Origin of the sequence: Streptomyces sp. NBC_00212, assembly GCF_045206365.1 — a bacterium.
GTDB lineage: Bacteria > Actinomycetota > Actinomycetes > Streptomycetales > Streptomycetaceae > Streptomyces.
Genome location: NZ_CP108115.1, coordinates 1,812,482 through 1,835,971, shown reverse-complemented (window position 1 = coordinate 1,835,971; position 23,490 = coordinate 1,812,482). Strand labels below are relative to the sequence as shown.

Genomic DNA, 23,490 nt, shown 5'->3' with positions numbered 1-23,490 from the left:
AGGTGCTCGGTGGCGCCCGCCGGCCCGTCGAGGGGCGTGTTGGACCAGCGGGCGCGGTATGGGTCAGGGGCAGGTGGCCAGGATGAGGGAGATGACGGTGCAGGTGGCCGTGTCGGTGTCGTTGGCCGCGTTGTTGTCGGTGGGTGCGGAGGTGGTGCGGACGCCGGTGACCGAGACGTGGCCCAGCGAGAGCAGGTGCAGCGGGATGCGGAAGGACTTGGCGCTGTCGGCGCCGTTGGCGATGGCGCCGTAGGTGCAGGTCACCGTGGAGCTGCTGGTGGTGCAGCCGCTGGACAGGTTGATGGCGGCGGCACCCGGGGGGAGGCTGGCGGTGATGGTGGCCGAAGTGACGGCGGCGGGGCCGTTGTTGTGGGCGTTCAGGGTGTAGGTGAGGTAGGGCACGAGGATGCCCAGGTGGGGCTGGCCGGTGACGTTCACGGCGATGTCGGCGTGGGGTGAGGCGATCGTGGTGGTGGTGCTGTCGGAGCCGGTGATGTCGCCGGTCGCGACGGCGCTGGCGGTGACCGTTCCGCCGGCAGTAGGCAGCACGGTCAGCGTGATGGTTGCCGGGCCTCCGTGGGGGATGAAGGCCCCGCAGTGCGCGTGGGTACCGGACGCACTGAAGCAGATTATGGAGCCGGTGGTGCTGGAGCCGGTGAAGGTTGCGGCCGCGCCGCTGAGGTCGACGGTGACGTCAGCGGGCTCGTTGTTCGGGCCGGTGTCGGGGATGGTGACGGTGTAGTTGTAGGGGGTGTTGACCGGCACCGGGTCGGCCGAGTCGGTGATCTGGATGACCGCGTCCGCGTGGGCCGGGCCCGCGGTGACCAGCAGTCCGGCGGTACCGAGCGCGGTCGCCGAGGCGAGGACGGCGAGCCTGCGGAACAACCGCCTCAGCGGATGGCGTGCAAGGGACGTGGGAGACACGGAGAACTCCGTTCTGCCGGCCGCCAGAGCGGACGGGCCCGGGGATCCGGGGTATCGCAACCGCATGAACCGGCGGTGAAACGACCGAGGAGGGGTCGCGAGTGTCCCGAGTAGGGTCCGGGCCCGGGTCTCTGCCGACCGTGCGCGCCCCCAAGGAGGGGCCGCCTGGGTGGAGTGCGTGTGCCGGGCCCACCCTCCCGCTCCACACCCACACATGCCAGAGATAAAGCGGTCAGCCTGGGCATTGAAACAGCCAGCCGCCCGGCGAGTGGCCCCGTAGGGCCGTGAAAAGCTGCCCTTTCCCACTCACCGAACAACCCAACCATCGGCGCATGACCCGTCGGACACGCCCTAGTGCTAATCCACGGAAGTTCCTTGAGGGCTGTTGACCGGGTCGCCTTGAGTGGAGTGCCTTCACAAAACCATCGGTCTCCACGGCCGTCGTCCGGGTCCGGGCCTCAGCTCGGACGCTGCCCGTGCCTCCCGTAGGCTCCTGGCATGTCTTACGGGGTGGATGCGCGGGAACTGTACGAGGCCCTGGGGCAGTACGAGGGGATGGAGCCGTACGAGCAGATCGTCGTGCCGTGGCTCGATCGGGCCCAGGGCGGCTACCGCGCCTGGCTGGCCACAGCGGCCGGAGATGGCGCATGGTGGACCGGGAAGGGAGCGGAGCCCACCGGGCAGAAACTCGTGTGGGAGCTCTACACTCTGCACCGGGTCAGCGACCGGCTGCTGCTCACTTTCCAGCCTTCCTCCGACGAGCCCGGCTCCCCGGACCCGCGGCCCCTGCTCTCGGAGTGGCAGTACCTCGACGTGTTCACCTCGCTCGGCATGACGCTGTTCGAGGACGGCGACGCCTTCGACCCGTTCCTCCACGAAATCGTCGAGGTCGAACAGGCCGACGACCCGCACGCGCCGATCGAGATCACCGAGATCCTCTGGCCCGGCCTGATGCTGGGCCGGCTGCTGTTCAGCCGGGCCGGCGTGCGGATCCGCTCCGGCATCAAGTACGCCCAACGTGGCGTCGCGGACTGCTCACCGCTGTACTGGACCTTCCGGCGCCGCCACCGGCCGACGGTAGACCTGTCCCAGGGCTGGGGCAGCAATTCCCAGTGGCGTACCGACTTCCGCCTCGATTACCGGACCCCGGCCGGCGATCGTCTCAACGTGGCGGGGGACCGCCCGATCGACGGCAGTGCCGACCTGCACCCCGACCACCCTGAGAATCTCAGCCCCGAGGAGAGGCTCCTGACATCGGGTGAACGGCGCGAGCTGTTGCGCCACCGCTGTCTCCTGCGCGCGCCTGAGGCCGCTGACGCACTGGCCGGATCGCCCGCCTGGGAGCGGGATCTGATGCCCTTCGACTGGCAGCTTCCGAACTCCGAGGGTTGACCCCGGGGCAGCCGGTAGCCGGGGGACCAAGACGGCCGGACCGGCCTTCGCCGTGATGGCAGCCACCTGCGGCCATCACTCGTGGGCGGGATGGCTCAAACCATGGTGCATACGAAGACCCATCTCGTCGATGAGCATGCCGTTGGTGCCGTGGCGTCCGTCGTTGTGGCAGGTGAACTCGGTGGCGGTGCTGGGCGGTGGTGTGCCGAGCAGGGTGAGGCAGGTGCCCAGTGCCTGCTGGCCGTAGGCGTTGGGGTGGATGGACTCCTGCTGGTCGCCCTGGGAGTCCCAGAACAGGGTCGAGGAGGTGAGGTAGGGCACCCAGCGGGCCCATTCCGCCTGCTGGGAATCCAGGGGCCTGGCCGAGGAGTTGCTGTTGGTTGCCTGTTGGGAGGCGTTGCTGCACAGTTCGTGGCCGGCGAAGGCGCTGCTGGTGTCCAGGAAGGCAGCGTGCGCTGACGCGGCGGCTGCCCGGAGCTGGCTTCTCATCCCGCCCACGAGGGTCTGCCGGGCCCAGTCGGTGTCCACATCGAAGAACGGGCAGCCTCCGTCGGCGTACCGGGCGCGTTTCTCGGTGTAGCGGTATTCGGTGCTGGGCGGCAGTGTGTCGGGATAGGACTGCACCACCAGGTGGTAGTCCTCGTCCTTATAGCCTTCGGCGTGCATGGCGGCGCGGATGTCCTGCAGAGCAGTGGTGACCTTGGCTCTGACGTCGTTCAGCTGCTTGCTGATGTTCGCCGTCGAATTCGCTTTGAAGTCCTTGCAGTAGTCGGTAAATGGATCCCAGGAGATCCACTTCACAAACTCGCGGGCGCAGCCTTCGGCGATGTTCGCGAAGCCCAGGTCGTTGCCGCCGATCGACACGACGATCATCTTGACCTGGTACCTCTTGGCGATGTCCGCGAGCTGGTCGGTCTGCGCGTCCTCGCCTTTGGCGGTGTAGGGGCGGGTGATCTCGTTCGTCGTCGCACCGGAACAGGCGAGATTGAAGCGCCGCCATGACGGGACACGGGGGTGGGCGGCGGAGGTGATCGGGGCGATGTCGGAGCGGTCGCACCTGTTGCCGCCGGGGGCGTAGGAGGTGGGGCCGTAGACCGTGTCGAGGTCGTGGCCGCACGTCTTCTCATCCGCGGAGCAGTTGGCAGCCGCGCGGTCTGTTCCCCACGCCGAGCCCTGCGCGCCGGTGTCGGCGTTGCCCGCCCATCGCCCGGCCTCGCCGGAGAGGTAGCTGTCGCCCAGCGACACGATGGCCGGGTTCCTCGTCGGCACGCACGCGGCCCTGCCGGCCCGCAGGACTGTGTCGATGGGGCCGCAGGGGAACTCCCGCCTGGGAGCGGGAGGGGCGGTGCTGGTCCAGAAGCCGACGGGGTAGTGGTCGGAGGCGTCCAGGTAGGTCAGACGGAATCCGGTGTACTGGTTGTCGGTCACCCCGCTGGTGATCATGTAGTCGAACTCGTCCTTCGGGCCTTTCACCGGATACGTGGAAAGGTCTGATCGGACGATCTTCGCGTCCGGGTAATCCGAGGCGAGGAGCGGTTCCAGTGAGTCGGGCGTGCGGTTGAAGTCGCCCATGGCTGCCCAGTCGCTGCTGCCCGCATCAGCGGAAATCTTGCCGATCAAGCTGGGGACGTCGTTCCGCTGGTCGGTGCGGCTCGGTCTGTTCTGTGCGTGGAGGGTATAGAACCAGGTTCCGTCCGCAAGCCGGACGCCAAGGGCGGGCTTGGCAGCGTCGGCCACCGTGTCGCCGGGCCTGACCGGCTGAGGGGGGATGATCTGGACCGCTCGCACCGAGTCGGCCGGCTGATTGACGACGATGGCCAGGGACCGGTTCCTGCGCTGTGTCTTGACCTTGTAGATGATGCAGGTGCTCCGCTGCGGCGGGCCCGGCAGGGGCGGTCGGCAGTCCGCCCACCGGTAGCGCTCAACGGTGAATCCGTGGGCCAGCGTCGTGCACTGCTTCACATACGCACCGTCCGCCAGTTCCGCATCCGGAGGCATCGCGTCCGGGACTTCCTGCAGGGCGAGGACCTCGACCTGCTTGGCCGCCGCGTACACGCCCTGCTGCCAGCGGTCCTGAGCGCCTTGCATGTTGAACGTTCCGGCCCGGTGCCGGTCTGCCTGGGCCTGGGCAATATCCGGAAACAAGCCTGCCTGGAGCAGGCTTGTCACCGTGGCGAGGACCAGCAACACGGCCAGGAGAACTCGCCGGGCCCGCACCGGTGCACGAAAGACGTCATTGTTTGAGCCCTCTCCGGGAACCCCGCGCTCCCAGAGGGTTCAGCGCAGCTGCTCCGCCCCTGGATGCCGGGGAGGCCATGGAGTGAAGGTGGCGGGCGGCATTACCGCGCCGGCCCGATGACACCCGGGGATAGAGAGGTACGTCGGGTCCGGTGGCTGCCCGCCGATCATCACTCGCCCCCAGCAAGTCCCGCGCCGCGACACGGGCAGACGGGGACAGCTCTCCCCCCGTTCGGGCCCGCCACATGGCCGTGCCGTGAGGTGCCAGAGGATCGGAGCATGACGTCGATTTGGCAGCCCCGCCACGTCGGCCTGAAAGCAGGTCGCGGCACTCGGCGAAGGTGACCTCATTCGACCAGTGCCACGCATAGCGGGTGATCAGCGCCGGGACCGGCAGGCCCACAACCGCACCCTGGCCGCGGTCGAGCGCACCGGCTCGTTCGGCCTGTACTGCTACACGATCACCGTGATCTGGTACGCGCTGCACGGCCACCACCCCAGCGCCGCCGCCGACCGCCGCGAGCACGCACCCAGGTCCACCACCAAGGCCGAGCCGTCACTGTCGGACATGGCCGCCAAGCTCCGCCGCGTGATCACCGCCGCCTGTTTTCCGCCCAACCGCCCGGGCCGGCCCACCGATCAGGAAATCGGCGCCGTCCAGCACGCACGGGCCGTAGCCAGCTCCGACGCGGCGGCGTGATCAACCAGACCCGTCAGGACATCGAAAGTCGAGTGGTTGCAGCGCGGTCGCCGTCGGCGAAGGCGCATGTCTCTGGGCGGACCAGGGGGTGCCGTACTGGAGGATCAATGCGCAGCTTTGTGACCGCATGCCCGGCGCACGTCCGTCATGTAGCCGCCAGGCAGAGGCCCCGTGGCGACCGTTGCCGGCGCACCGGTTCGCGCAGCCCCGCCCGTAGCGCCGGAAGTGTCAGGCGTTCTTGACCACGCCGGACTTGAGCTGCATGGGGCCGAAGCCGTCGATCTTGCAGTCGATGTCATATCCGTCGACTCCGTTGACGAGGCGGCACGCGGACACCCAGGCCCCAACCTCCCGCCCTCGAGCCGGAGATCGCGCCCGCCGACCCCTCGATGCCCTCCTCGAACAGGTCCCGATGTACCGAAGCCTCCAGGAGTGCGGCCGGACAGCAATGCTGGGCCGGTACCGACCTGCGGACTGACGGGCCCGGCCGGGATGCCGCCGCCCCGCATCGTTGGCGACCGCGAGGGTCCGGTTACCCGCCCCGACAGCCGTGTCGGCCTGCCTGCGGTTAGTTGAGGCCCAGTATGGCCAGTGCGGTGGTCCAGTCCGTCGCGATCGCCTTCTGCGCTGCGGCCAGCGGGACCTTGCCGGAGCAGATGGCCGTGTGCAGTTTGGACTCGACGCTGTCCTTCGGGTTGTTGGGGCCGGCGCTGTCGGCGTACACATGAACGTGGCTCCGGCAAGAATTTCGTAGACGAAGATCAGGGCGGGACAGGTGAGTGGGAGCCTGGATAGTGGCGACGGAGGTGTGCGATCAGCACGACTCGTTGCCGGAGCAGGGGGACACCGGCCCGTCCTCCCATGATCCTTTTCTGGAGCTTCACGTCGGTGATGCGACCTTCGTTCACTCCCGAGCTGAAGGATGTGGTGATCCCCTGCACGACTGCTGCCTCGTCCTCGCGGATGGACTTGGCCATGCTGGCCAGGGCCGGGAGATGGGAGGTGGTGAGCTGGTCGAGCCAGGCGGGCAGCAGGGCGGCGTCCTGGGCGTCGAGCATGGTGTCGAACTCGCGGACCAGCGTGTGGGTGCGCTGTAGTTCCGGGCAGTGTTCCAGAAGGCGGGCGAGCCGCTCACGGACGTGAAGGCCGCGCTGGTCAGGGGCGGTGGCGATCCATCGAGCGACTTCCCGCGGTGTGGGTGCCCGTTCGTCGACTTCTTCCAAGGGGAGCCCACGACGCAGGGGTTGAACGGCGAGTTTCACCTGCTGGTAGTGGCCCTGGTAGCCCTTGGCGGCGATCTCCTGGTGGAGAACGAAGGCGTTGTGCTCGCCCTCGTCCCAGCGTTGGCGCAGATGGCCGAGATACGGGTCGAGCGGTGTGGGCCTGCGCGGGTAGTGACGCGGATGCACTCCTGCCAGGTGGTGGCCCGCGCGTACTTGCGGACAGTGCGCCGGTTCAATCCGAGCTCGCGGGCGATGGAGTGGTGGCTGCGGTCGCGGGCGGTGTCGGTCACCGCGTGCACCGCTTCGAACAGTCGCTTCGCGTGTCGTCTGGCGGGCGTATCGGCCACCTCCGGGTCCTTGACCTCCGCAGGCTCAGGGATGACAGGTTCGGGATCGGGCGTCGCGGCAGGCAGGCAGCTCCGGTGTGCGGTGGCGATCTCCGGCACCCGCCTGGACAGCCCCTGCCACAAATGAAAGCGGTCGCTGACCTGCAGCGCGTCCGGTGCGCCGGCGGTGATGCCCTGCCGGTAGGAGGGCGAGCCGTCCCGGCAGACGACCTCCACGCCTGGATTCTCGCCGAGCCAGGTGCTGAGCGTCTCGGCGTCGCGGCCCTCCCACAGGGTGAGCGGGAGCCGGGTGCCAACGTCGACCAGCAGGGTCCCGTAGGTGCCCGCGTATAGGGCGAAATCGTCTCGCCAAGCACCCGCGGTGTGATCGCGGGCGGGAGTGGCACTCTCATCAGGTGAAACAGCACACTCGTGCGCGAAAGTGCCGTGTTCAGGATGGACAGCAACCTCGCACCACCGCGGCCTGCCAGGACAATGCCGAGAATCTCCACCAGGTGCTGAAGCAGCGGAGTGCGGCGCTGGTAGCGCACGGTCAGTCCGTCGACCTGCTCGGCGAAGGTGACCTTCATACAGGCCGGGTTTTCGCAGTACAAGCGCCGTACGCTCAAGTCGATACGGACAGGCCGCCCACCGAGAGCGGTATCGGCGAGGTGGCGCACATAGCGGCTGTGGACCCAGTCGCTCATGACACCGCAACCCGTACAGCACGCGGACACATCGCCGTGAGTGTGGGCCTGGATGACCACGGTGGGGCCCGTGGCGTCCACCGAGGCGACGACCACCCACGTCAAGTGCGGTAACAGCTCGAACAGTTCGTTGTCACACGAGGAGAGGATGCCCGCTGACCTACATCCCGATAGCCAGAGTCTCGCCCTGATCTTCGTCTACGAAATTCTTGCCGGAGCCCTTCCTCCCCAAGCCGCACAGCAAATATCCAAGACCGCTTAGCCGAAGAACGGGTCGTCCACCAGGTGGGCCCAGCCGCCGTCCGGGGGCGTTTCAGGGAGCGCCGAGAGGCGGCCTGGTCGGTACGCGGCTGGCTCGCGCCGCTGGATTCCATTGCCCCTGTCCCCTCTTCAGCAGCCCGCGGGGCCGGTGTCAGGCCGGTTGCTGCGGCCTGACACCGGCCCCGCGGGATCGGGGGTCAGCTGATGGGGTGGAGGTAGAAGGCTTCGTTGTCGGCGGGGAAGGGCAGGGGGCCGTACTGCTGCTCGTACTGGATGACGGGGGTGCCGTCGGTGGTGCCGTTTCCGGCGACGTTCAGCAGGTACTCGGTCCTCTCGTTGGTGATGGTCGTCAGGTTCGGGAACAGCGGCATGGGGTGTTCCAGGATGAAGTTCTGGGTGTCGGTGGTGGGGCCGTGGCGGTGGCAGTCCCAGATGTTCATCTGGGAGCCCTCCCTGCTCGCGGTGCCGTTGTCGACGTCCATGCATTTATGGCTGTTCACGCTGACGATGCGGTTGGACCTGTTCTGGAAGCCGTCGGGGTGCAGGGTCCACTGCTGGTTGGTGCCGTTGTCGGGGTGGTAGAGGATGATGTGGGTCCCGTTGGTCTTGCGGGCCTGGTAGACGTCGAGGACGCCGCCGTTGCCGCCGTTGTCACCAAGGGTGAAGCGGGCGGGCCCGGCGCCGGCGCGCAGCGAGGAGAAGGTGATGGGCCAGTGGTCGCTGCCCCGTGGGTTTCCGCGGGCGGCCTGCCAGTTCTGGGTCAGGACGTTGGAGACGGCGTAGTCCAGGCGGCCGCCGCTGAGCTGGGTGGGCCCGCCGCTCTCGTAGATGTGCGAGTTGGCAGGGATGCCGGTGGTTCCGCCGACGGGAAGGAAGCGGGGCGCCCGGTTGAAGTCGCCGAGTACCACCCAGTTGGCCAGGGCCAGTTGCCGGGAGCGGGTGGCCACCCGGCGCACCAGGGAGGCAGCGTCGGTGCCGCCGCTGGCACTGGCGTGGATGGAGGCGAACAGCGTGTTGTCCGCCCGGCGCACGACGCCGAGAGCGGACCGGTAGACCCCGGCGATCTCCTCCACCCGGTCCGGCCTGAAGGACGTGATCATGGCCGGATTGACACCCCGGGCCGGGTTGGCGCCCTGGTAGAGGATGTACACGAACCGCTCACCCCGAGTGCGGGTCGGAGGGATCCGGTACGCGCGGATGTTGCGGCCGATACGCCCCAGCGACACCGCCCCCGCCGGCGGCGTTATGGACGCCTCCTGCAACGCCACCACACTCGCGTTGTCCGACAACCCCAGCGCATACGTCCACCGGCCAGAGGCCCGCTGCATGTTCCACGTCGCCATCCGGTTCGAGTCCGGCGGCGCAGCCGCGGCAGTACCCCCGCCCGCGAGCAGGAATGCCGCGCACAGGGCCCCAATCAGCAGACCGATCAGCCCCCGCCGGCCCCCGGCGCGCCATGGGGCCGCCTCTGTTCTCCTCTGTGAATGCTGCATGCGCACCAATGTCGCGCCGCCCCCGCAGGCAACGGCAGGCATATTCAAGGCAGTTGACCCGGACGGGGCATGAACGGCTGTCAAACGACTCGTTCAGGAGCTGTCTCAAACTGAGAACACCGGGGGTGCCTGGTGAAGTCGGCCCGGGGCGCGGTTCCGGTCTTTCGACCGGCCCGTTTCCCCGGAGCCGCTTCCCGAACCGGGCATGCGACTTGGCACCGCACCCGGCTCTCCACAAGCCCCGAGGGCGTCGTGGTGGTTGTCCTCATCCCGTGGTGTCCCAGGGAGTGGGAATTGCCGTGCCCCGGTAGCGGTAGCGAGTGGTGCCTACCGTGATCGGGTCGAGCAGCTCCCTGTTCTCACTGGCCCACCAAGATCTGCGGCCGCAGTACTGCCGGTAGATCTTCCTCAGGCCCGTCTTGGGGTGCTTGCGCTGCACCCATCGCCACACCGTGTGCCACAGATAGTGGCGCAGGTAGGAGAAGGTCGCGTAAGACACTCCGGGCCGGAAGTAGGCGCACCAGCCCCGTACTGCCGGATTGAGCCGGAGTAACAGGGCGTCAAGCGGCTGGTTCGTGCCGACCTCCCGGCACAGCGTCCTGACCTTGGCCATGATGGCCCGCAGGGCCTTCTTGGCGGGGTAGGTGTCGACGTAGTACCGGTTGGTTCCTGGTTTTCGGTGGCGCTGGATGCGCCAGCCGAGGAAGTCCAGGCCCTGCTCGATGTGGGTGATCAGAGTCTTCTCCGGCGACAGGCGCAGGCCCATCGTGGAGAGCACTTCCCCGATCTCTTCGCGAAGCGTTTCGGCGTCTGCCTTGGTGCCATGCACCATCAGGCACCAGTCGTCCGCGTACCGGACCAGCCGATAGTTGGGCAGACTGCGGCGTCGACGCCTCCGGCGCTCGTTGGCATCAGGGCCGGGGCCTCCCGGCGCCTGGGCGATGTGCTCGTCCAGGACCGAGAGAGCGACGTTGCTGAGCAACGGCGAAAGGATCGAACCCTGCGGGGTGCCAGTGTCGTTGTCCCGCAGCTGGCCGTCCTCGCTGAGGATGCCCGCCTTGAGGAACGCCTTCACCAAGGCCAGGACGCGTTTGTCCCCGACGCGTACCCGCACGCGCTCCATGAGAGCGGGGTGTGAGATCTCGTCGAAGCAGGCTTTGATGTCGCCTTCCACGATCCACTCGTACTTCATGGACGTGAGTAGACGCACCTCAGCCACCGCGTCGTGAGCCCGGCGGTTCGGGCGGAACCGTAGGAACACGGGAGGAAATCCGCCTCGAAGATCGGCTCCAGCACCAGCTTCAAGGACGCCTGCACCACCCGGTCGGTGATCGTCGCGATCCCCAGACGGCGCAGCTTGCCATCCGACTTGGGAATCATCCGCTCCCGCACCGGCATGGGCTGGAAACTGCGGTCCTTGATCTGCGACCGCAGCGCGTCGAGGAACTCCTCGACCCCAACCCACAGTGCGATGGACGACGCGGTGCGTCCGTCCACCCCGGCCGTGCGTGCACCCTTGTTACCCCGCACCCGATCCCAGGCCACCAGCAGGAAGCCGGGATCGGCAACGAGATTGAACAGGTCGTCGAACCTGCGATGAGGATCATCACGAGCCCAACGGTGCAGCTTGGTCTGGATCTTCAGTACCCGGCGCTCCGCCTTATACAAGGCGCGCTCCAGCTCGTCGGTATTCACCGGCGACCCTCCCGACGTTCCAGTACTTCAGCTACTGACTTGCTGGCCCCCTTGGCCCTGCGACCGGCTTTCCCGGTCTCCATGACGGGTCGATACTCCCGCGACTACTGCGGGGCCTCCGCCCCACCCACGGCCATCAGTCGGCAACGGACCTGCCCACCGCCGAACTGGCTGTCCGGCAGCTCGGGCGACCGCGGATGGTTCCCACGTTCACCACACAATCGATCGGTCAGGGAGGTGCCCAGCTCTACTCCGACAACATCGCCACGCCTACGCCGCAGACTTCGGAGTGGCCTCCCCACCGGAAACGGAACCCGGCTTCGGAGTTGCCCCGCCCATCCAAGGACGGCCGAGTCACGCGCTGCATACCGGCCCATATCCACCAGGTTTGAGCCGGCTGAATGCTTACGGAGCTTCAACCACTGGTTCGCTCTCGCTACACCTTCTGACCTCGCTAGACGGACCCGCGCTGTCCGGTAGTACCGGCACGTCCCGCCGTTGTCGGGGCCGCTTGCCACCCTCCCCGGCGTTCCCCGGATCAGGCTGCCCCCAGCTTCACCGGACCGCTGCGACGGCCCGGAGGTGTCGGCCTTTCACCTCCACTCGATTACGTGGTACTTCGTGGCGCACACCGTTCTCATCCAATCCAGGCGTCTACTCAGCGAACACGGCCGGACCACGAGGTGTGCCTGGGGGTGTCGGTGTCCAACGAGAAGTCACGGCGCGACAAGTTCAGCGCGGGGCAGCTCGCGCGGCTCGCCGGGCTCGGGATGGGCTGGGCGGGGGAAGCGAGGTGACGGGGGCCGCGGAGCGCCGTTGAGCCGGGCGGAGATGCACAGGGGTCCCGGGGTCTGACCAATTCCAGCCCCCGGGACCCGGCACGCTGACGGCCACGCCGGGTCGGGCCGGGGCACCGGACATTCGCGTCCAGGCTGGTGTGTCAGAGGAGCTTCTGGGGGGCTTGGTACTGGTCGACGGGTGCGATGTTGCATGCGGCCTTGGGGCCGCCGAGGGCGTGTCCGCCGATGCCCTCGCCCTCGGGCAGCGGGACCGCGCAGCGGAGGTCGACGTTGGCGAGTGAGGCGCCATAGGTGTTGAGGATGCCGCCCGCTCCGTCTCCGTCTGCGCCCGTGATGACGGTGTCGCCATTGCGGGTGCCAAAGTCCGTGGCACCGGTGCCACTCGCACCTGCGCCGGCACCGGCACCGGTGAGGCCACCGGTGAGGTTCCCTGTGGTGCCAGTGAGGTTGCTGACGGGGCTGCTGACGGCGCCCGTGGGGTTGCTGACGGGGCTGGTGAGGTTGCTGGTGCCGGTGAGGTTGGTGACGGTGCTGGTGGCGCCGCTGACGGTGCCGCAGTTGCAGCCGGTGCCGGTGCCGCTCGTGGTCGGGCCCGCGGCGGCGGCGAGGACGCTCTGGATCGCGTCGGCGGCGGTCTTGTGGCCCTGGGGCACCGGAGTGTTTGCCGAGGCGGGGGCGGCGACGGCCATCGTTGCGGCGGCGGCGAAAACCGCTCCGGCGAGAACCTGCTTGATCACGGTGATGCTCCCAATTCGGTGGGTCGGTAAAGGGGGTGGCAGGCCCGCCCTGGGGGAGTGGCGAACCTGCCGCCCCTGGAACGAGGAACATGCACAACACGTCACACATCGTGCTCATTTGGGCCAATGCTCAACTCGCTGGCGCAGCAGTCACAAGGCCGACGCGCCCCGCGACGTCTGTGCACGCCCTGCCGAGGCCGGGCAGAAGGCCGAGCCGTGGGTGGTGGGCCGCTGTCCGCCGTGGCTTCCGCACCTCCGCCGCGGGCGGACCCGCAGAACCGAACGTTCCTGGCCTGCCGGTGCCGCCGGTATGGACGCGACTGTGCGGTGCCCGGGTCCGGCCCGGTGGCGTGGTGAGTGTGCCGGGTCCCGGGGCGACTGGTCGGACCCCGGGACCCTTGGGGGCACTCTCTAACGTGATCCTGCGCCCGTTCAACGTCTCCGTGCAGCCCCGGTCACCCCGCATCCCCCGCCCAGCCCATTGCGCGCCCGGCGAGCCGCACGAGCTGCTGTCCGTTCGGCTGGTGTCGGCGGTCGCGTGAAGTTCGGCTGTACGCCGACACCTTGCAGGGGCGGCTCGTGCGGTGGGAGACCGGTATCCCGGGCCGTAGGTCGTGGTCCTGGCCGTGGACGGTGAGCTGCTCGGTGTGCCAGCGCGGAACGACGGTGGCCTGCCCACTGGCCCCGGGTGTGCGCACGGCCCCCTGCGTGGCAGGGGGCCGTGGGTCAGGCGCGGTGGTCGACTGTTGTCAGAGGAGCTTCTGGGGGGCCTGGTACTGGTCGACGGGTGCGATGTTGCACGCGGCCTTGGGGCCGCCGAGGAGGTGGCCACCGATGCCCTCGCCCTCGGGCAGCGGTACCGCGCAGCGCAGGTCGACGTTGGCGAGCGGAGCGCCGTAGGTGTTGAGGATGCCGCCCGCCTCACCCGCGATGGAGGTGTTGCCGTTGCGGGTACCGAAGTCCGAGGCACCCAGCGCCGAGGCGGGGGCTGCGACGGCCATCGTTGCGGCAACGGCGAGGGCAGACCCGGCGAGAACCTGCTTGATCACGATGTGCTCCCATTCAGTGGATCAGAGAGGGTGGCCGGCTCGCCCTGCGGGAAGCCCGCCGCCCCTGGGCGGTGTCCGGTGGACCACGGACAGGTCGCGGGGTCCGGCACGGCACCCCGCCGCGTTGCGAACGTCCCCACAGCTCCTGCCTCAAGCCCTCACGGGCCAGAGGGGACCCCTATGAAGACGCTCCGGCGCCTTGCGGTGCACCGCACCAGACGCCGCGACCTGTCCGACCTGATCCACCAGACACCCCAGGAACGAGGATCATGCGCAAAACGTCACAAATAGTGCCCATTCGGGCCAACGCTCACCTCGCGGACCTGATAGTGGCCGGCCACCCGCCTCGGCTCCTTCTTCCCTGACGGCTCAGAGCCTGATGCGGGAGGCGTGCACGTAAGCCGTTGCCATCGATGGCTGTTGCTCCGGCCATGGGTAACCCGTTCGGTGATCCAGTCGTTGACGCAACGAGGCGCAGCCAGCCGCTGACGGGACCAGGCTGCGCCTCTCCTCATCCTCGCGACCCCTGGGCCTGTCTGGCGGACACAGAGCCGAGCAGCAGTCGAAACTGGCGCGCCCCGCAGCGTCTCTGTGTGTCCCGTCAGAGGCGGGCAGGAGGCCGGGCCGTGGGGCCGTGATGGGGGCCCGGTGCGCCCGCTGTCCACCAGCGGCCTCCGGGCTGTGCGGGCGGCCCCGCAGAAGCGAACGTACTGACCCTGGATGCCACCACCCCACATACAGGTCGCCCACCACACAACCCGACACGGCCAACTGAACGAACACCAGCTCCCCCAGCCCACCGGGACCGGCACGGGCTGGGCGGGCTGGGGGACCGGGGCCGCGGAGAGGCGTTGCACCAGGGTCCCGAGGTCTGACCAGCCCCGGGACCCCGCACACTCACAACCCCCCTCGGAGTGACGGGCCGGACTGTCCAGCCCCTACGCGCGCTACAGCGTGACCACAACCTGCGAAACGGCCTCTCGGGAGAGGAATAGTCAATAGCTGTGGATCGGTTGAGTGCCATCGGCTCAGTCAGGCCGCTTCTTTGCCCGTCCAGCTCTTCGCCAGATCACCGTCATCCCGAGCGCCAGGACGCCCAGCGCCACGACCACGATGACGACCTTGATCGCACGGTCCAGCAACAGGTGGTGAAGGAGGTCCGGCGACTCCGCTCCGAGGCCGACCATCACCGCCCGTCCTGTCGCCGCGACCAGGCCGCCCCGTTCTTCCGGCCCTCAAGCCGTCGGGTAGCGGCGCGCAGCCCGGCCCTCACTGCGGGGTCCGCATACCGGCGTACCTCGTCGAGCCTCCCCCTGCGCTTGAGAGTCAGGGCGATGGCGAAGACCAGCAGCGCCAGCACCACGAGACCGCCGACTATCAGGCCGAACCTGATGAGCATGAGATTGAGGTACGTCTCCACGAAGAGTCCTCCACTCGTTATGTCATGGCTGTGATACATCTGTTGTATCACGGGTGTGATAGAAAGGCTCCGTGCCTAAGCATGTAGACCCGATCGCTCGCCGTCGCCACGTCGTCGACGCGTTGTTCCGAGTCGTCGTCCGCGAAGGTCTGCATCGGGCCTCGCTTCGAGCCGTCGCCGACGAGGCCCAGCTCAACATCGGCTCTCTGCGTCACTACTTCGCCAGTCAGCAGGACCTGATGCGGTTCGCGATGCAGTCGATGCTCGACCGGGTCGGCAGTCGACTGCTCGAACACGTTGAGCGGATCGGAGACCTGGGCAGCCGCCCCCGCCCCGAACAGCTCCAGCTCGCGGCCGGGCTCCTGGCCGAGCTTCTGCCGCTCGACGAACACCGCCGTGCCGAGGTCACCGTCTTCCTGGACTTCAACACCGCTGCCCGCACCAACCCGGCCTTCGGTGACCTGTCGCGCCAGGCCGCCGAAGGCACGAGAAGGCTGATGTGCCGCGTACTCACCCGGCTCGACGCGGCAGGCGCCCTGCGCCCCGGCCTCGACCTCGACGTCGAGACCGAGCGGCTGACGGCGCTCCTGGACGGACTCAGCCTCAGCGCCCTCCTGCACCCCGAGATCCTCTCCCCACGGGCATGTACCGATGTGCTGCTCACGCATCTGGGCGATCTGGCACTGCCCGTGGGGACTCCGGACTCGGCGCACTGACCGCAGCGCCCGGTGAATCAGGCTGCGTGAGCCTCGGGGCGCTCGGCGAGGTGTCCGCCTTCAAAGCGGTCTCCGTCGCGGACGGGGGCGACGAGGTGGGGCGCGTTCACGGCCCGCCACCGGGCCCGGGCGGACTCGACGAGCTTGAAGACCATCGCCAGGGCGGCCGCGCGGGAGTCGGCGCCCTTGGTTACCTTCGTCCGCAGCCGGACGGTCGCGAAGGTCGACTCGATGGGGTTCGTGGTCCGCAGGTGGATCCAGTGCTCGGCGGGGAAGTCGTAGAACGCCAGCAGCTCGTCCTCGTCATCGACGATCTTCTTCACCGCCTTGGGAAACCGCGCGCCGTACTGCTTGGCGAACGCTTTGACCGCGGTGGCCGCGTGCTTCTTGTCCTCGGCGTTGTAGATGTCCTGGATGGCTTTCTTCGCCGCGGGCTGGGCCGACTTCGGGAGACTGTCGAGGCAGTTGGCCGTCTGTGAACCCAGCACCTCTGGTGGCGGGTCTCGGGGAAGACCTCGTTCAGCGCGTTCCAGAACCCAAGGGCGCCGTCGCCGACGGCCAGGACGGGAGCGCGCATGCCGCGCCGCCGGCAGTCCCGCGGCAGGCCCGCCCAGGACTCCGAGGACTCGCGGTAGCCGTCTGCCATCGCGATCAGCTCCTTGGTGCCGTCCGCACGCACGCCCATGACGACCAGGACCGCGACCTTCGCCTCATCCAGGCGTATACGCAGGTGAATGCCGTCGGCCCAGACGTAGACGTAGTCCGTGGCGGACAGGTCGCGCTCGCTGAACGCCTGGTGGTCGGCCTGCCACTGGGTGGTCAGCCGGGTGACGTTGGCCGGGGACAGGCCGGCCGAGGATCCGAGGAACTGCTCGAGCGCGGGCACGAAATCCCCGCTGGACAGCCCGTGGAGGTAGAGGAGCGGCAGTACCTCGCTGATCTTCGGGGACTTGCGACACCACGGCGGCAGGATCGCCGAGGAGAACCGCCTGCGCTCACCCGTCGCCTCATCGACGCGCTTGTCGTTGACGCGCGGGGCCTTGAGCTCAATCGATCCGGCCGCTGTGGTCACCGAGCGGGGCTGGTGATAGCCGTTGCGGACCACCAGGCGGTGCCGTGCTCGTCCCACTGATCATCCAACTCGGCTATATGGGCGTTGACTTCAGCCTCCAGGGCGGCGGCCAGCATCCGCCTCGCGCCCTCGCGGACGATGTCGTCGATCAGGGAGCCGGTCTCGATCGTTCCATCGGCATTCACTACGCTCAGCGCGGGCGTGCCTTCCCGACCGACGGTGCAACGTCGGCCTACTCGATGACCAGAAGTCGATCACTCGGGAAGGTACGCCCTTCGTACCCAACCCGAGGCCGATCCACAGGTCATGAGCATTGCTCCTGGCAAACCCGGTCTGGAGGCTTCCTCATACATCACCCTGCTGACCCTCGTCACCGAGGGGCTCGCACTCATGACCCTCGGCCTGGTCAAACCCTGGGGCGAGAAGGTGCCGAGCTGGATCCCGCTCCTGGGCGGCGGTGGTTCCGGCGCTGCTGGGGGCGCTCGCGGTCACCGCGCTGACGACGCAGATGTTCTGGGGCGGCTGGCCGGCCGAGGCGGGTGGCTCCGAGGCCCCGCAGGGCATGGCCGCGTTGATCATGAATGCGTGCTACGTGCCGATGCTGCTGTGGGGGCCTCTGGTTGCCGTCGTCACGGTGTCCTACACCCTGCGACACCGGAAGTAGATGACTCCTGAGACCTCAGCACCTGGAGAACCTCGTGGCAGAACGGTGTGGGGCCTGCGAGCAAGCGCGCACTCGCCCCAGCTCATTACGGGCTGAAAGGTCCGCCGGTCAGGTGACCTTCTGGCGCTGGGGCGTCTTCCGGGTCTTCACCCCGCCGACGATGAGCGCCAGCCCCACGGCGAGGATGCCGAGGTAAGCGGTGGATGGAAGGTCGACGACCTTGTGCATCCAGCCCCACTCTGTACCGAAGAAGGTCTGCGAAGCGAAGCTGACAAGCCCCTGGGCTCCTACGACGTAGCCGATGCTTTCGGCGGTGTATCCGATGGTTGTTCGCACGGCTCAACCTTCTCGCAGCGGTGCCGCAGGATCGTCCTTCGCAGGGCCGAAATCGCAGTAGGCCAAAGGATGCAGTTGCGTGCGGAGAGCACCGGCACAGCTGACCTGTGTCCATGAACCTTGACCGGGGAGCGTTCGGATCGTGCCTCCAGGGCGCTGTTCGTGCCCTGGAGGCACGATCACACGTCGCGGCGCCTCACGACGAGCACGGCGAGGGCGACCGCGGTCAGTGGCCAGAGGGCGTACACGATCCAGGAGCCGGGGAGCGTGGCGGTGTAGCCCAGGGATCCGGGATCCGGCTCCCAGGTTTGGACCAGGCGCGTCCAGGCGGCCGAGACCATCGTGTGTTTGACGTTTGCCGACCAGCGGTTGCTCGCCGAGAACATGGTGGGCAGCATCAGCAGGGTGAAGACGCTGGTGAGCATGGTCCCGGCGGCATGCCGGAGCAGAACGCCAAGGCCCAGGCCGACCAAGGCACACACCGGGGCCAGCAGCGCGGATGCCACCAGCGGACGGACCACGTCGGGGTGGGTGATCGGAACGCCGGCATCGTGCCCGTCCAGGATGGCCTGGGAGACCAGGAAGGATCCGATGGAGGCGGCCGTGCCGACCGCGGTCCACAGCACGCCGGTGACGACCGCCTTGGCCAGCACCACCGCACCACGGGCGGGGACGGCCACGGTGGTGGTGCGGATCAGCCCGCTGCCGTACTCGCTCACGACGGTGAGGGCGCCCATGCTGCCGGCGACGAGCATCAGCGTCATGTAACCGGTCGACGGGAAAGCGTCGTAGACCAGGAAACTACCGGGTTCGGAGCCCGCGGCCTTGTCCGCCAGTGTGGCCACGGCGCCGGACCCGATGACGAACAGGGTGATGAAGGCGAGGGCCCACGGGGTGGAGCGCAGGGACCGCATCTTGATCCACTCGGAGGCGATCAGGTCGCGGAACCGGGCGGGCGGCTCGGCGAGGGACGCGGCCGAAGTGGTCGCGGGGGCGGATGTCTGTGTGGTCATCGCGGCTGTCCTGCCTGGTATTCGACGCTGTCGGCGGTCAGTTCCATGAAGGCCGCCTCCAGCGAGGCGGTCCGGGTGGTCAACTCGTTCAACAAGATCCCGTTCGCGAAGGCGAGCGCGGCGATCCGGTCCGTCGCCAGTCCGGTCACGACGAGCTTCTCGGCGCCCGCCGATCCCTCCGGCTCGACCGACGCGCCGGCGGCGGTCAGCACCCCCGTCAGCTCGGCGGCCTGCCGCGTGCCCACCACCACGCCGAGGCCGGTGCTGCGGGCCGCGAAGTCCCGTACCGACTCGGCGGCGATGAGCCGGCCCCGGCCGATGACGATGAGCTGGTCGGCGGTGTTCTCCATCTCCGACATGAGGTGGCTGGAGAGGAAGACCGTGCGGCCCTCGGCCGCGAGGCGCTGGAAGAGGCGGCGCATCCAGAGCACGCCTTCCGGGTCCATGCCGTTGACCGGTTCGTCGAACATGAGCACCGGCGGATCGCCGAGCAGGGCGGTGGCGACGCCGAGGCGCTGCTTCATGCCGAGCGAGAACCCGCCGATGCGGCGCCTGGCCGCGTCGGTCAACCCCACTTCGTGCAGGACCTCCTCCACCCGGCGCGGGGAGATCCCGTTGCTGCGGGCCAGGGCGGACAGGTGGGCCGTGGCGGTGCGTCCGCCGTGGACCTGGCTCGCGTCGAGGAGGGCGCCGACGTGTCGCAGCCCCCGGGCGTGGCTGCGGAAGGGGACTCCGCTGACGGTGGCGGTGCCGCCGGTGGGGGCTTCCAGGCCGAGGATCATCCTCAGGGTGGTGGACTTCCCGGCTCCGTTGGGGCCGAGGAAGCCGGTGACCTGGCCCGGCTGCACGGTGAAGGACAGCTGGTCGACGGCGGTCTTGGCGCCGTAGTGCTTGGTGAGTTCGTTGACTTCGATCACATGGACAACCCTGCCGGGAGGGCTCCGTCCGGTCATGGGGCCGTGGGCGGCAATCACCCCCGGCCGCCTTCGCCCGTGGGCGTACGCCCACGGGCCGATGCCGCAGAGTCGGCGGCTGGATAGCCTCGCGGGATGAACGACATACCGACCACCCCGTTGCCCGCGCGCGTCGCCGGGCACGACCTTCCTCCTACGCGGGCACACCGCCGATGACGAGAACGAAGGTCACCGCCTGGGTGGGGGGTGTGCTGTACGTCCTCGCGGTGGGTCTGCTCATCGGGGGCGCGCCGCGGGCTTCGGGCACGGTCCACGGCATCGGGGCACTGCTGGCGGCGAGCCTCCTCGTCGGTGTCCTGCGACGCAGCCCGGTGCTGGCCCTGGCCCTGGCGCTCTTCGGGTCCACGGCCGTGGTGGTGGGCCCCCCGAGCTCCGCCGGTGTGGATCTGTCGGCTTCGTACCAGGGCCAGTTCCTGTCGTATCTGGCGGTGGACCTCGTCCTGGGCTTCATCGTCGCCACCCGCGCGCGGCGGGCTTCGACCGTCGCCGCGGCCACCTCCCTCGTCGTCCAGGTCCTGCTCGTCGGCGGCTTCGCGCACGGCGACAGCCTGATCCTCAACCTCCTGATCGCCCTCCTGGCGATGGCCGCGGCCTGCACGATCGGTCTGCTGAGCCGCGAGCGCCGCGAGCACGCGGTGGAGCTGCGCGCACAGGAGGTGGCCGAGGCCGTCATCGCCGAACGGCTGCGGATCGCACGGGAGTTGCACGACATGGTCGCTCACAGCATCGGCATCATCGCCATCCAGGCCGGAGTGGGGAGCCGGGTCATCCGGACACAGCCCACGGAGGCCCAGGAGGCGCTGCGAGCCATCGAAGCCACCAGCAGAGAGACCTTGTCAGGGCTGCGGCGTACGCTGGCGGCACTGCGTCAGGCCGACCCGGACACGGAGGTCTCGGGGCGGGCACCGCTCGCGCCTTCGCCCGGTCTGGCAGACCTCGAACGGCTGGCGGCGGCGACGGCGGACGCCGGCGTACGGGTCGACGTGCGCCGGGGCGGGGAACAGTGCCCGCTGCCCGCCGACATCGACCTGTCGGCCTACCGCATCGTCCAGGAGGCGCTGACCAATGTGGTCCGCCACGCGGACACCGGACACTGCCGGGTGACCATCGAGTACGGGGACGGGGAACTATCCGTGGAAATCGTCGACGACGGGCGCGGCGCCACCGAGGACGGCCCGGCCCACGGCTTCGGCATTGTGGGCATGCGCGAGCGGGTCGCTCTGCTGCACGGCCGCCTCAGCGCCGGGCCGCGTCCCGAGGGCGGCTTCCGGGTGGCGGCGCGGCTGCCCCTGCCCGACCCCGCCGGAGTTCCGGTGGAGGCCCGATGACCGGCGGTCCCGTACGCGTCCTGCTCGTCGACGACCAGCCGCTGGTGCGGTCCGGCCTGCGCGTGATCATGGCCGACCACCCCGACCTGGAAGTCGTCGGTGAGGCGTCCACCGGCGCCGAGGCGGTCCAGCTGGTGGGGGAAATATGCCCCGACGTCGTGGTGATGGACATCCGGATGCCCGGCATGGACGGGATCGAGGCCACCCGCCTGATCACCGCCGGGCCGGCGACCACCCGCGTCCTCGTCCTGACCACCTTCGACGAGGACGACCACGTCTACGGCGCGCTCCGGGCCGGCGCGAGCGGCTTCATGGTCAAGGACATGGCGCTCGACGACATCCTCGCGGCGATCCGCGTGGTCGCCGCCGGCGACGCGCTGATCGCCCCGGGCGTCACGCGCCGTCTGATCGCAGAGTTCGCCGGGCGCCCCGAAGCCGCCCCGGCACCCTCCCCACGACTGGTCGAGGGCATCACCGAGCGGGAACGGGAAGTCCTGACCCTGGTCGGACGCGGCCGGTCGAACACCGAGATCGCCGAGGACCTCTTCATCACGGTGGCCACCGCCAAGTCGCACGTCTCTCGCCTGCTCACCAAACTGGGCGCCCGGGACCGCGTCCAGCTCGTCATCACCGCCTACGAGACGAGGCTCGTCACGCTGCCTCGCTGATGGCGTCCCCGGCCCCCAGGGTCTCGGAGATGCCCTGTCGCTCGTCTCGTGTACGAGCCGCCGACGGAGCAGCCGCGAACGCCTGCCGCAGGGGTGTGGGATGCCCCTCGCGGCCGAACATCCGCTGGGGCTGGCCGCTCAGATGATCTCCACAGTTCGGTGGGATTGACACAGGCAGTCCCTCTCGATCCAGTCGAGGACAGAAGGGTGGGCCGGACGCCAGCCCAGTCGGGCACCCCTGCTTCGTACGCGGCTGTTGGAGGCGAGCACGTACAAGGCGAGTTCGTGCCCCCAGTAGGCGACGGCGGTGTCCGCGTCCCAGGACTCGGCGGGGCCCAGGCCGAGTGCCGAGGCGAGGGAGGCGGAGATGTCGGCGAACGACGCCTCACCGTTCTCGACGAAGTAGAAGGATCCGGCCGAGGCGTCGGTGAGGGCGCGCAGGTAGAGGTCGGCGATGTCGTCTATGTGCACGGTCGACCAGATGTTGCGGCCCGCTTCCACGTACCGCACGACACCGCTGGCGCGAGCTTGCCGGGCGAGCGCGGGGATCTGCACGCTGTCGTGAGCCATGCCCCGGCCGTGTCCGTAGACGAGGGAGTTGCACAGTACGACCGCACGCCGCTGCCCGCCGCGCCCAGGACGAAACGGTCGAGGGCGACACGGTCGGCCTTCTCTTCGACGGGGCGCCAGCTCGACCCGGGGCGACGATTTCCTCGGTGAACACCTCGTCCGCGGCAGCACCGCGCGAGTCGGTGCTGACGATGCTGGAACCGCTGGTGTGCACCAGTGCGCGGCCGGTGCCCGCCAGTCCTTCGACGAGTGCCTCGACGGCGCCCCGGTGGTCGCTGCTGGCGGCGTTGACGACGGCGTCGGCCTCGCGGGCACGCGCGGTGAGCAGCGCGCCGTCGTCGAGCGTACCGAGGACGGGGGTGATGCCTCGCCGCTTCAGCTCACGGGCTTTGTCCTCGGTACGGACGAGCCCCTCGACCCGGTGTCCGGAGCGCAGCAGCAGATCAGCGACCGAACCTCCGATGTAGCCGGTGGCCCCGGTGACGAAGACGCGCATGTGAGGACTCCAATTCAAGGACGGGGAGGGGGGACAGGGAGGGGACTGTGCGTCTCTTGCACGTGCACGGTCATGTGGCGGCAGACCCCGGCCACCCTCCGGACGACACGGACCGGAGAGCTTTCGACCGGGGCCCGGCCGTTGATGACCAAGGGGCCCGTGGACCGCGCGGCTTGTGCCGCCCGCTCATTGACCCGGTCGTGACCTCGGTCGGTCGAGCGGCCAGGGCCGGGCGGTGGCGCCGAGCCGGTTCCAGGCATTGATCACGGTGATGGTCCAGATCAGCTCGGCGAGTTCGACCTCGGTGAACTCGGCGGCCGCCCGGCCGTAGACCTCGTTGGTGACAGGGCCTTCGGTGAGACTGGTGGCCGCCTCGGCCAGCTCCAGGGCAGCCCGTTCGCGGTCAGTGAAGAACGGGGTCTCGCGCCACACGGGCAGTGCGTAGAGGCGCTGCTCGGTCTCGCCTGCCGTACGTGCGTCCCGGGTGTGCAGATCGACGCAGTAGGCGCAGCCGTTGAGTTGAGAGACGCGTGACCGCACCAATTCCAGCAGCGCGGGCTCCAGGCTGACCTTCCGGGAGGCCGCGTCGAGCGCATTGAGTGCGCGGTTGATGTGCGGGGCAAGCTTGTCTACCTGAAGTCGTACAGATGTCACGGAATCCTCCTTCGAGTGGGGTTGTCGGCCTGCA

At 68.8% G+C, this 23,490-nt stretch carries 24 protein-coding genes and 4 pseudogenes; 6 read left to right on the top strand and 22 right to left on the bottom strand.

Going from position 1 to position 23,490, the window contains the following annotated elements; translation table 11 throughout:
* Positions 1–63: 63 nt before the first annotated feature.
* Positions 64–924, bottom strand: a complete 861-nt coding sequence (locus OHA17_RS08445) for a hypothetical protein (RefSeq protein WP_406505465.1) — start codon at positions 922–924, stop codon at positions 64–66.
* A gap of 498 nt (positions 925–1,422) precedes the next feature.
* Here OHA17_RS08445 and OHA17_RS08440 point away from each other — a divergent pair, with 498 nt between their 5' ends.
* Positions 1,423–2,316 carry a hypothetical protein gene (locus OHA17_RS08440; RefSeq protein ID WP_406505463.1) on the top strand — a complete coding sequence of 298 codons (894 nt, stop codon included), beginning with the start codon at positions 1,423–1,425 and terminating at the stop codon, positions 2,314–2,316.
* A gap of 75 nt (positions 2,317–2,391) precedes the next feature.
* On the opposite strand, the gene OHA17_RS08435 is transcribed toward OHA17_RS08440, so the two are convergent.
* Positions 2,392–4,404 carry a hypothetical protein gene (locus tag OHA17_RS08435; protein WP_406505461.1) on the bottom strand — a complete coding sequence of 671 codons (2,013 nt, stop codon included), beginning with the start codon at positions 4,402–4,404 and terminating at the stop codon, positions 2,392–2,394.
* Between the two features lie 508 nt (positions 4,405–4,912).
* Between OHA17_RS08435 and OHA17_RS08430 the strand changes: the two genes are divergently transcribed.
* Entirely contained in the window at positions 4,913–5,254 is a 342-nt protein-coding gene (locus OHA17_RS08430; protein WP_406505459.1) for a hypothetical protein, read from the top strand.
* Positions 5,255–5,482: 228 nt separating this feature from the next.
* Here the strand turns inward: OHA17_RS08430 and OHA17_RS08425 are convergent, their stop codons facing one another.
* The 13 genes and pseudogenes from OHA17_RS08425 to OHA17_RS08365 all read right to left on the bottom strand — a co-directional run bounded on the left by OHA17_RS08425 (position 5,483) and on the right by OHA17_RS08365 (position 14,965).
* Positions 5,483–5,590: a PhnA domain-containing protein gene (locus OHA17_RS08425; RefSeq protein WP_406505457.1), complete on the bottom strand. Its 108-nt coding sequence runs from the start codon at positions 5,588–5,590 to the stop codon at positions 5,483–5,485.
* A 232-nt stretch (positions 5,591–5,822) separates the two neighbouring features.
* A complete protein-coding gene (locus OHA17_RS08420; protein ID WP_406505455.1) occupies positions 5,823–5,978 on the bottom strand; it encodes a hypothetical protein in 156 nt (51 codons plus the stop codon).
* Positions 5,979–6,015: 37 nt separating this feature from the next.
* Positions 6,016–6,663: a transposase gene (locus OHA17_RS08415; protein WP_406505453.1), complete on the bottom strand. Its 648-nt coding sequence runs from the start codon at positions 6,661–6,663 to the stop codon at positions 6,016–6,018.
* Positions 6,664–6,944: 281 nt separating this feature from the next.
* Positions 6,945–7,130: pseudogene (locus tag OHA17_RS08410) on the bottom strand (transposase); the annotation flags it as partial.
* A 332-nt stretch (positions 7,131–7,462) separates the two neighbouring features.
* Positions 7,463–7,510, bottom strand: a pseudogene (locus tag OHA17_RS08405) (hypothetical protein); the annotation flags it as partial.
* A gap of 458 nt (positions 7,511–7,968) precedes the next feature.
* Positions 7,969–9,099 (bottom strand): RICIN domain-containing protein, encoded by a 1,131-nt coding sequence (locus OHA17_RS08400; protein WP_406505451.1) that lies wholly within the window; start codon positions 9,097–9,099, stop codon positions 7,969–7,971.
* A gap of 430 nt (positions 9,100–9,529) precedes the next feature.
* The gene (locus OHA17_RS08395; protein ID WP_406505449.1) at positions 9,530–10,474 is read right to left on the bottom strand and encodes a reverse transcriptase domain-containing protein; all 945 of its coding nucleotides are present in this window, start codon (positions 10,472–10,474) and stop codon (positions 9,530–9,532) included.
* Complete coding sequence (locus tag OHA17_RS08390; protein WP_406505447.1) at positions 10,453–10,959, bottom strand: hypothetical protein; 507 nt, start codon at positions 10,957–10,959, stop codon at positions 10,453–10,455. The genes OHA17_RS08395 and OHA17_RS08390 overlap by 22 nt, the downstream gene beginning before the upstream one ends.
* A gap of 940 nt (positions 10,960–11,899) precedes the next feature.
* Positions 11,900–12,496: a hypothetical protein gene (locus OHA17_RS08385; protein ID WP_406505445.1), complete on the bottom strand. Its 597-nt coding sequence runs from the start codon at positions 12,494–12,496 to the stop codon at positions 11,900–11,902.
* A 455-nt stretch (positions 12,497–12,951) separates the two neighbouring features.
* Positions 12,952–13,194: a hypothetical protein gene (locus OHA17_RS08380; protein ID WP_406505443.1), complete on the bottom strand. Its 243-nt coding sequence runs from the start codon at positions 13,192–13,194 to the stop codon at positions 12,952–12,954.
* Positions 13,195–13,245: 51 nt separating this feature from the next.
* Positions 13,246–13,545: a hypothetical protein gene (locus OHA17_RS08375; RefSeq protein ID WP_406505441.1), complete on the bottom strand. Its 300-nt coding sequence runs from the start codon at positions 13,543–13,545 to the stop codon at positions 13,246–13,248.
* 1,028 nt (positions 13,546–14,573) lie between these two features.
* Positions 14,574–14,732 (bottom strand): hypothetical protein, encoded by a 159-nt coding sequence (locus OHA17_RS08370; RefSeq protein WP_406505439.1) that lies wholly within the window; start codon positions 14,730–14,732, stop codon positions 14,574–14,576.
* Positions 14,732–14,965, bottom strand: a complete 234-nt coding sequence (locus OHA17_RS08365) for a hypothetical protein (RefSeq protein WP_406505437.1) — start codon at positions 14,963–14,965, stop codon at positions 14,732–14,734. The genes OHA17_RS08370 and OHA17_RS08365 overlap by 1 nt, the downstream gene beginning before the upstream one ends.
* 71 nt (positions 14,966–15,036) lie before the next feature.
* Between OHA17_RS08365 and OHA17_RS08360 the strand changes: the two genes are divergently transcribed.
* A complete protein-coding gene (locus tag OHA17_RS08360; RefSeq protein WP_406505432.1) occupies positions 15,037–15,681 on the top strand; it encodes a TetR/AcrR family transcriptional regulator in 645 nt (214 codons plus the stop codon).
* A 17-nt stretch (positions 15,682–15,698) separates the two neighbouring features.
* Here OHA17_RS08360 and OHA17_RS08355 read toward each other — a convergent pair.
* Positions 15,699–16,947 (bottom strand): annotated as a pseudogene (locus OHA17_RS08355) (IS256 family transposase).
* A 263-nt stretch (positions 16,948–17,210) separates the two neighbouring features.
* On the opposite strand from OHA17_RS08355, the gene OHA17_RS08350 reads away from it, so the two are divergent.
* The gene (locus tag OHA17_RS08350; RefSeq protein WP_406505430.1) at positions 17,211–17,417 is read left to right on the top strand and encodes a hypothetical protein; all 207 of its coding nucleotides are present in this window, start codon (positions 17,211–17,213) and stop codon (positions 17,415–17,417) included.
* Positions 17,418–17,525: 108 nt separating this feature from the next.
* Here OHA17_RS08350 and OHA17_RS08345 read toward each other — a convergent pair whose 3' ends face one another.
* The 3 genes from OHA17_RS08345 to OHA17_RS08335 form a co-directional block, all read right to left on the bottom strand.
* Positions 17,526–17,753: a hypothetical protein gene (locus OHA17_RS08345; RefSeq protein ID WP_406505428.1), complete on the bottom strand. Its 228-nt coding sequence runs from the start codon at positions 17,751–17,753 to the stop codon at positions 17,526–17,528.
* A 179-nt stretch (positions 17,754–17,932) separates the two neighbouring features.
* Complete coding sequence (locus tag OHA17_RS08340) at positions 17,933–18,766, bottom strand: ABC transporter permease (protein ID WP_406505426.1); 834 nt, start codon at positions 18,764–18,766, stop codon at positions 17,933–17,935.
* Positions 18,763–19,683, bottom strand: coding sequence for an ABC transporter ATP-binding protein (locus OHA17_RS08335; RefSeq protein ID WP_406505424.1), 921 nt, complete (start codon positions 19,681–19,683; stop codon positions 18,763–18,765). Before OHA17_RS08335 ends, OHA17_RS08340 begins: the two co-directional genes overlap by 4 nt.
* Positions 19,684–19,892: 209 nt before the next feature.
* Between OHA17_RS08335 and OHA17_RS08330 the strand changes: the two genes are divergently transcribed.
* On the top strand, positions 19,893–21,068 hold the full coding sequence (locus OHA17_RS08330) for a sensor histidine kinase (RefSeq protein WP_406505422.1): 1,176 nt from the start codon (positions 19,893–19,895) through the stop codon (positions 21,066–21,068).
* A complete protein-coding gene (locus tag OHA17_RS08325) occupies positions 21,065–21,736 on the top strand; it encodes a response regulator (protein WP_406505420.1) in 672 nt (223 codons plus the stop codon). Before OHA17_RS08330 ends, OHA17_RS08325 begins: the two co-directional genes overlap by 4 nt.
* A gap of 138 nt (positions 21,737–21,874) precedes the next feature.
* Here the strand turns inward: OHA17_RS08325 and OHA17_RS08320 are convergent, their stop codons facing one another.
* The 3 genes and pseudogenes from OHA17_RS08320 to OHA17_RS08310 all read right to left on the bottom strand — a co-directional run bounded on the left by OHA17_RS08320 (position 21,875) and on the right by OHA17_RS08310 (position 23,456).
* Entirely contained in the window at positions 21,875–22,477 is a 603-nt protein-coding gene (locus tag OHA17_RS08320; protein ID WP_406505418.1) for an NAD-dependent epimerase/dehydratase family protein, read from the bottom strand.
* A gap of 76 nt (positions 22,478–22,553) precedes the next feature.
* Positions 22,554–22,802 (bottom strand): annotated as a pseudogene (locus tag OHA17_RS08315) (NmrA family NAD(P)-binding protein); the annotation flags it as partial.
* Positions 22,803–22,988: 186 nt separating this feature from the next.
* On the bottom strand, positions 22,989–23,456 hold the full coding sequence (locus OHA17_RS08310) for a carboxymuconolactone decarboxylase family protein (protein WP_406505416.1): 468 nt from the start codon (positions 23,454–23,456) through the stop codon (positions 22,989–22,991).
* Positions 23,457–23,490: the final 34 nt, after the last annotated feature.

Coding starts and splice junctions, on each gene's coding strand:
- OHA17_RS08440 (WP_406505463.1), top strand. CDS start 1,423: ATGTCTTACGGGGTGGATGCGCGGGAACTGTACGAGGCCCTGGGGCAG.
- OHA17_RS08435 (WP_406505461.1), bottom strand. CDS start 4,404: ATGCAAGGCGCTCAGGACCGCTGGCAGCAGGGCGTGTACGCGGCGGCC.
- OHA17_RS08400 (WP_406505451.1), bottom strand. CDS start 9,099: ATGCAGCGGGCCTCTGGCCGGTGGACGTATGCGCTGGGGTTGTCGGAC.
- OHA17_RS08370 (WP_406505439.1), bottom strand. CDS start 14,732: ATGGTCGGCCTCGGAGCGGAGTCGCCGGACCTCCTTCACCACCTGTTG.
- OHA17_RS08340 (WP_406505426.1), bottom strand. CDS start 18,766: ATGACCACACAGACATCCGCCCCCGCGACCACTTCGGCCGCGTCCCTC.
- OHA17_RS08330 (WP_406505422.1), top strand. CDS start 19,893: ATGACGAGAACGAAGGTCACCGCCTGGGTGGGGGGTGTGCTGTACGTC.
- OHA17_RS08325 (WP_406505420.1), top strand. CDS start 21,065: ATGACCGGCGGTCCCGTACGCGTCCTGCTCGTCGACGACCAGCCGCTG.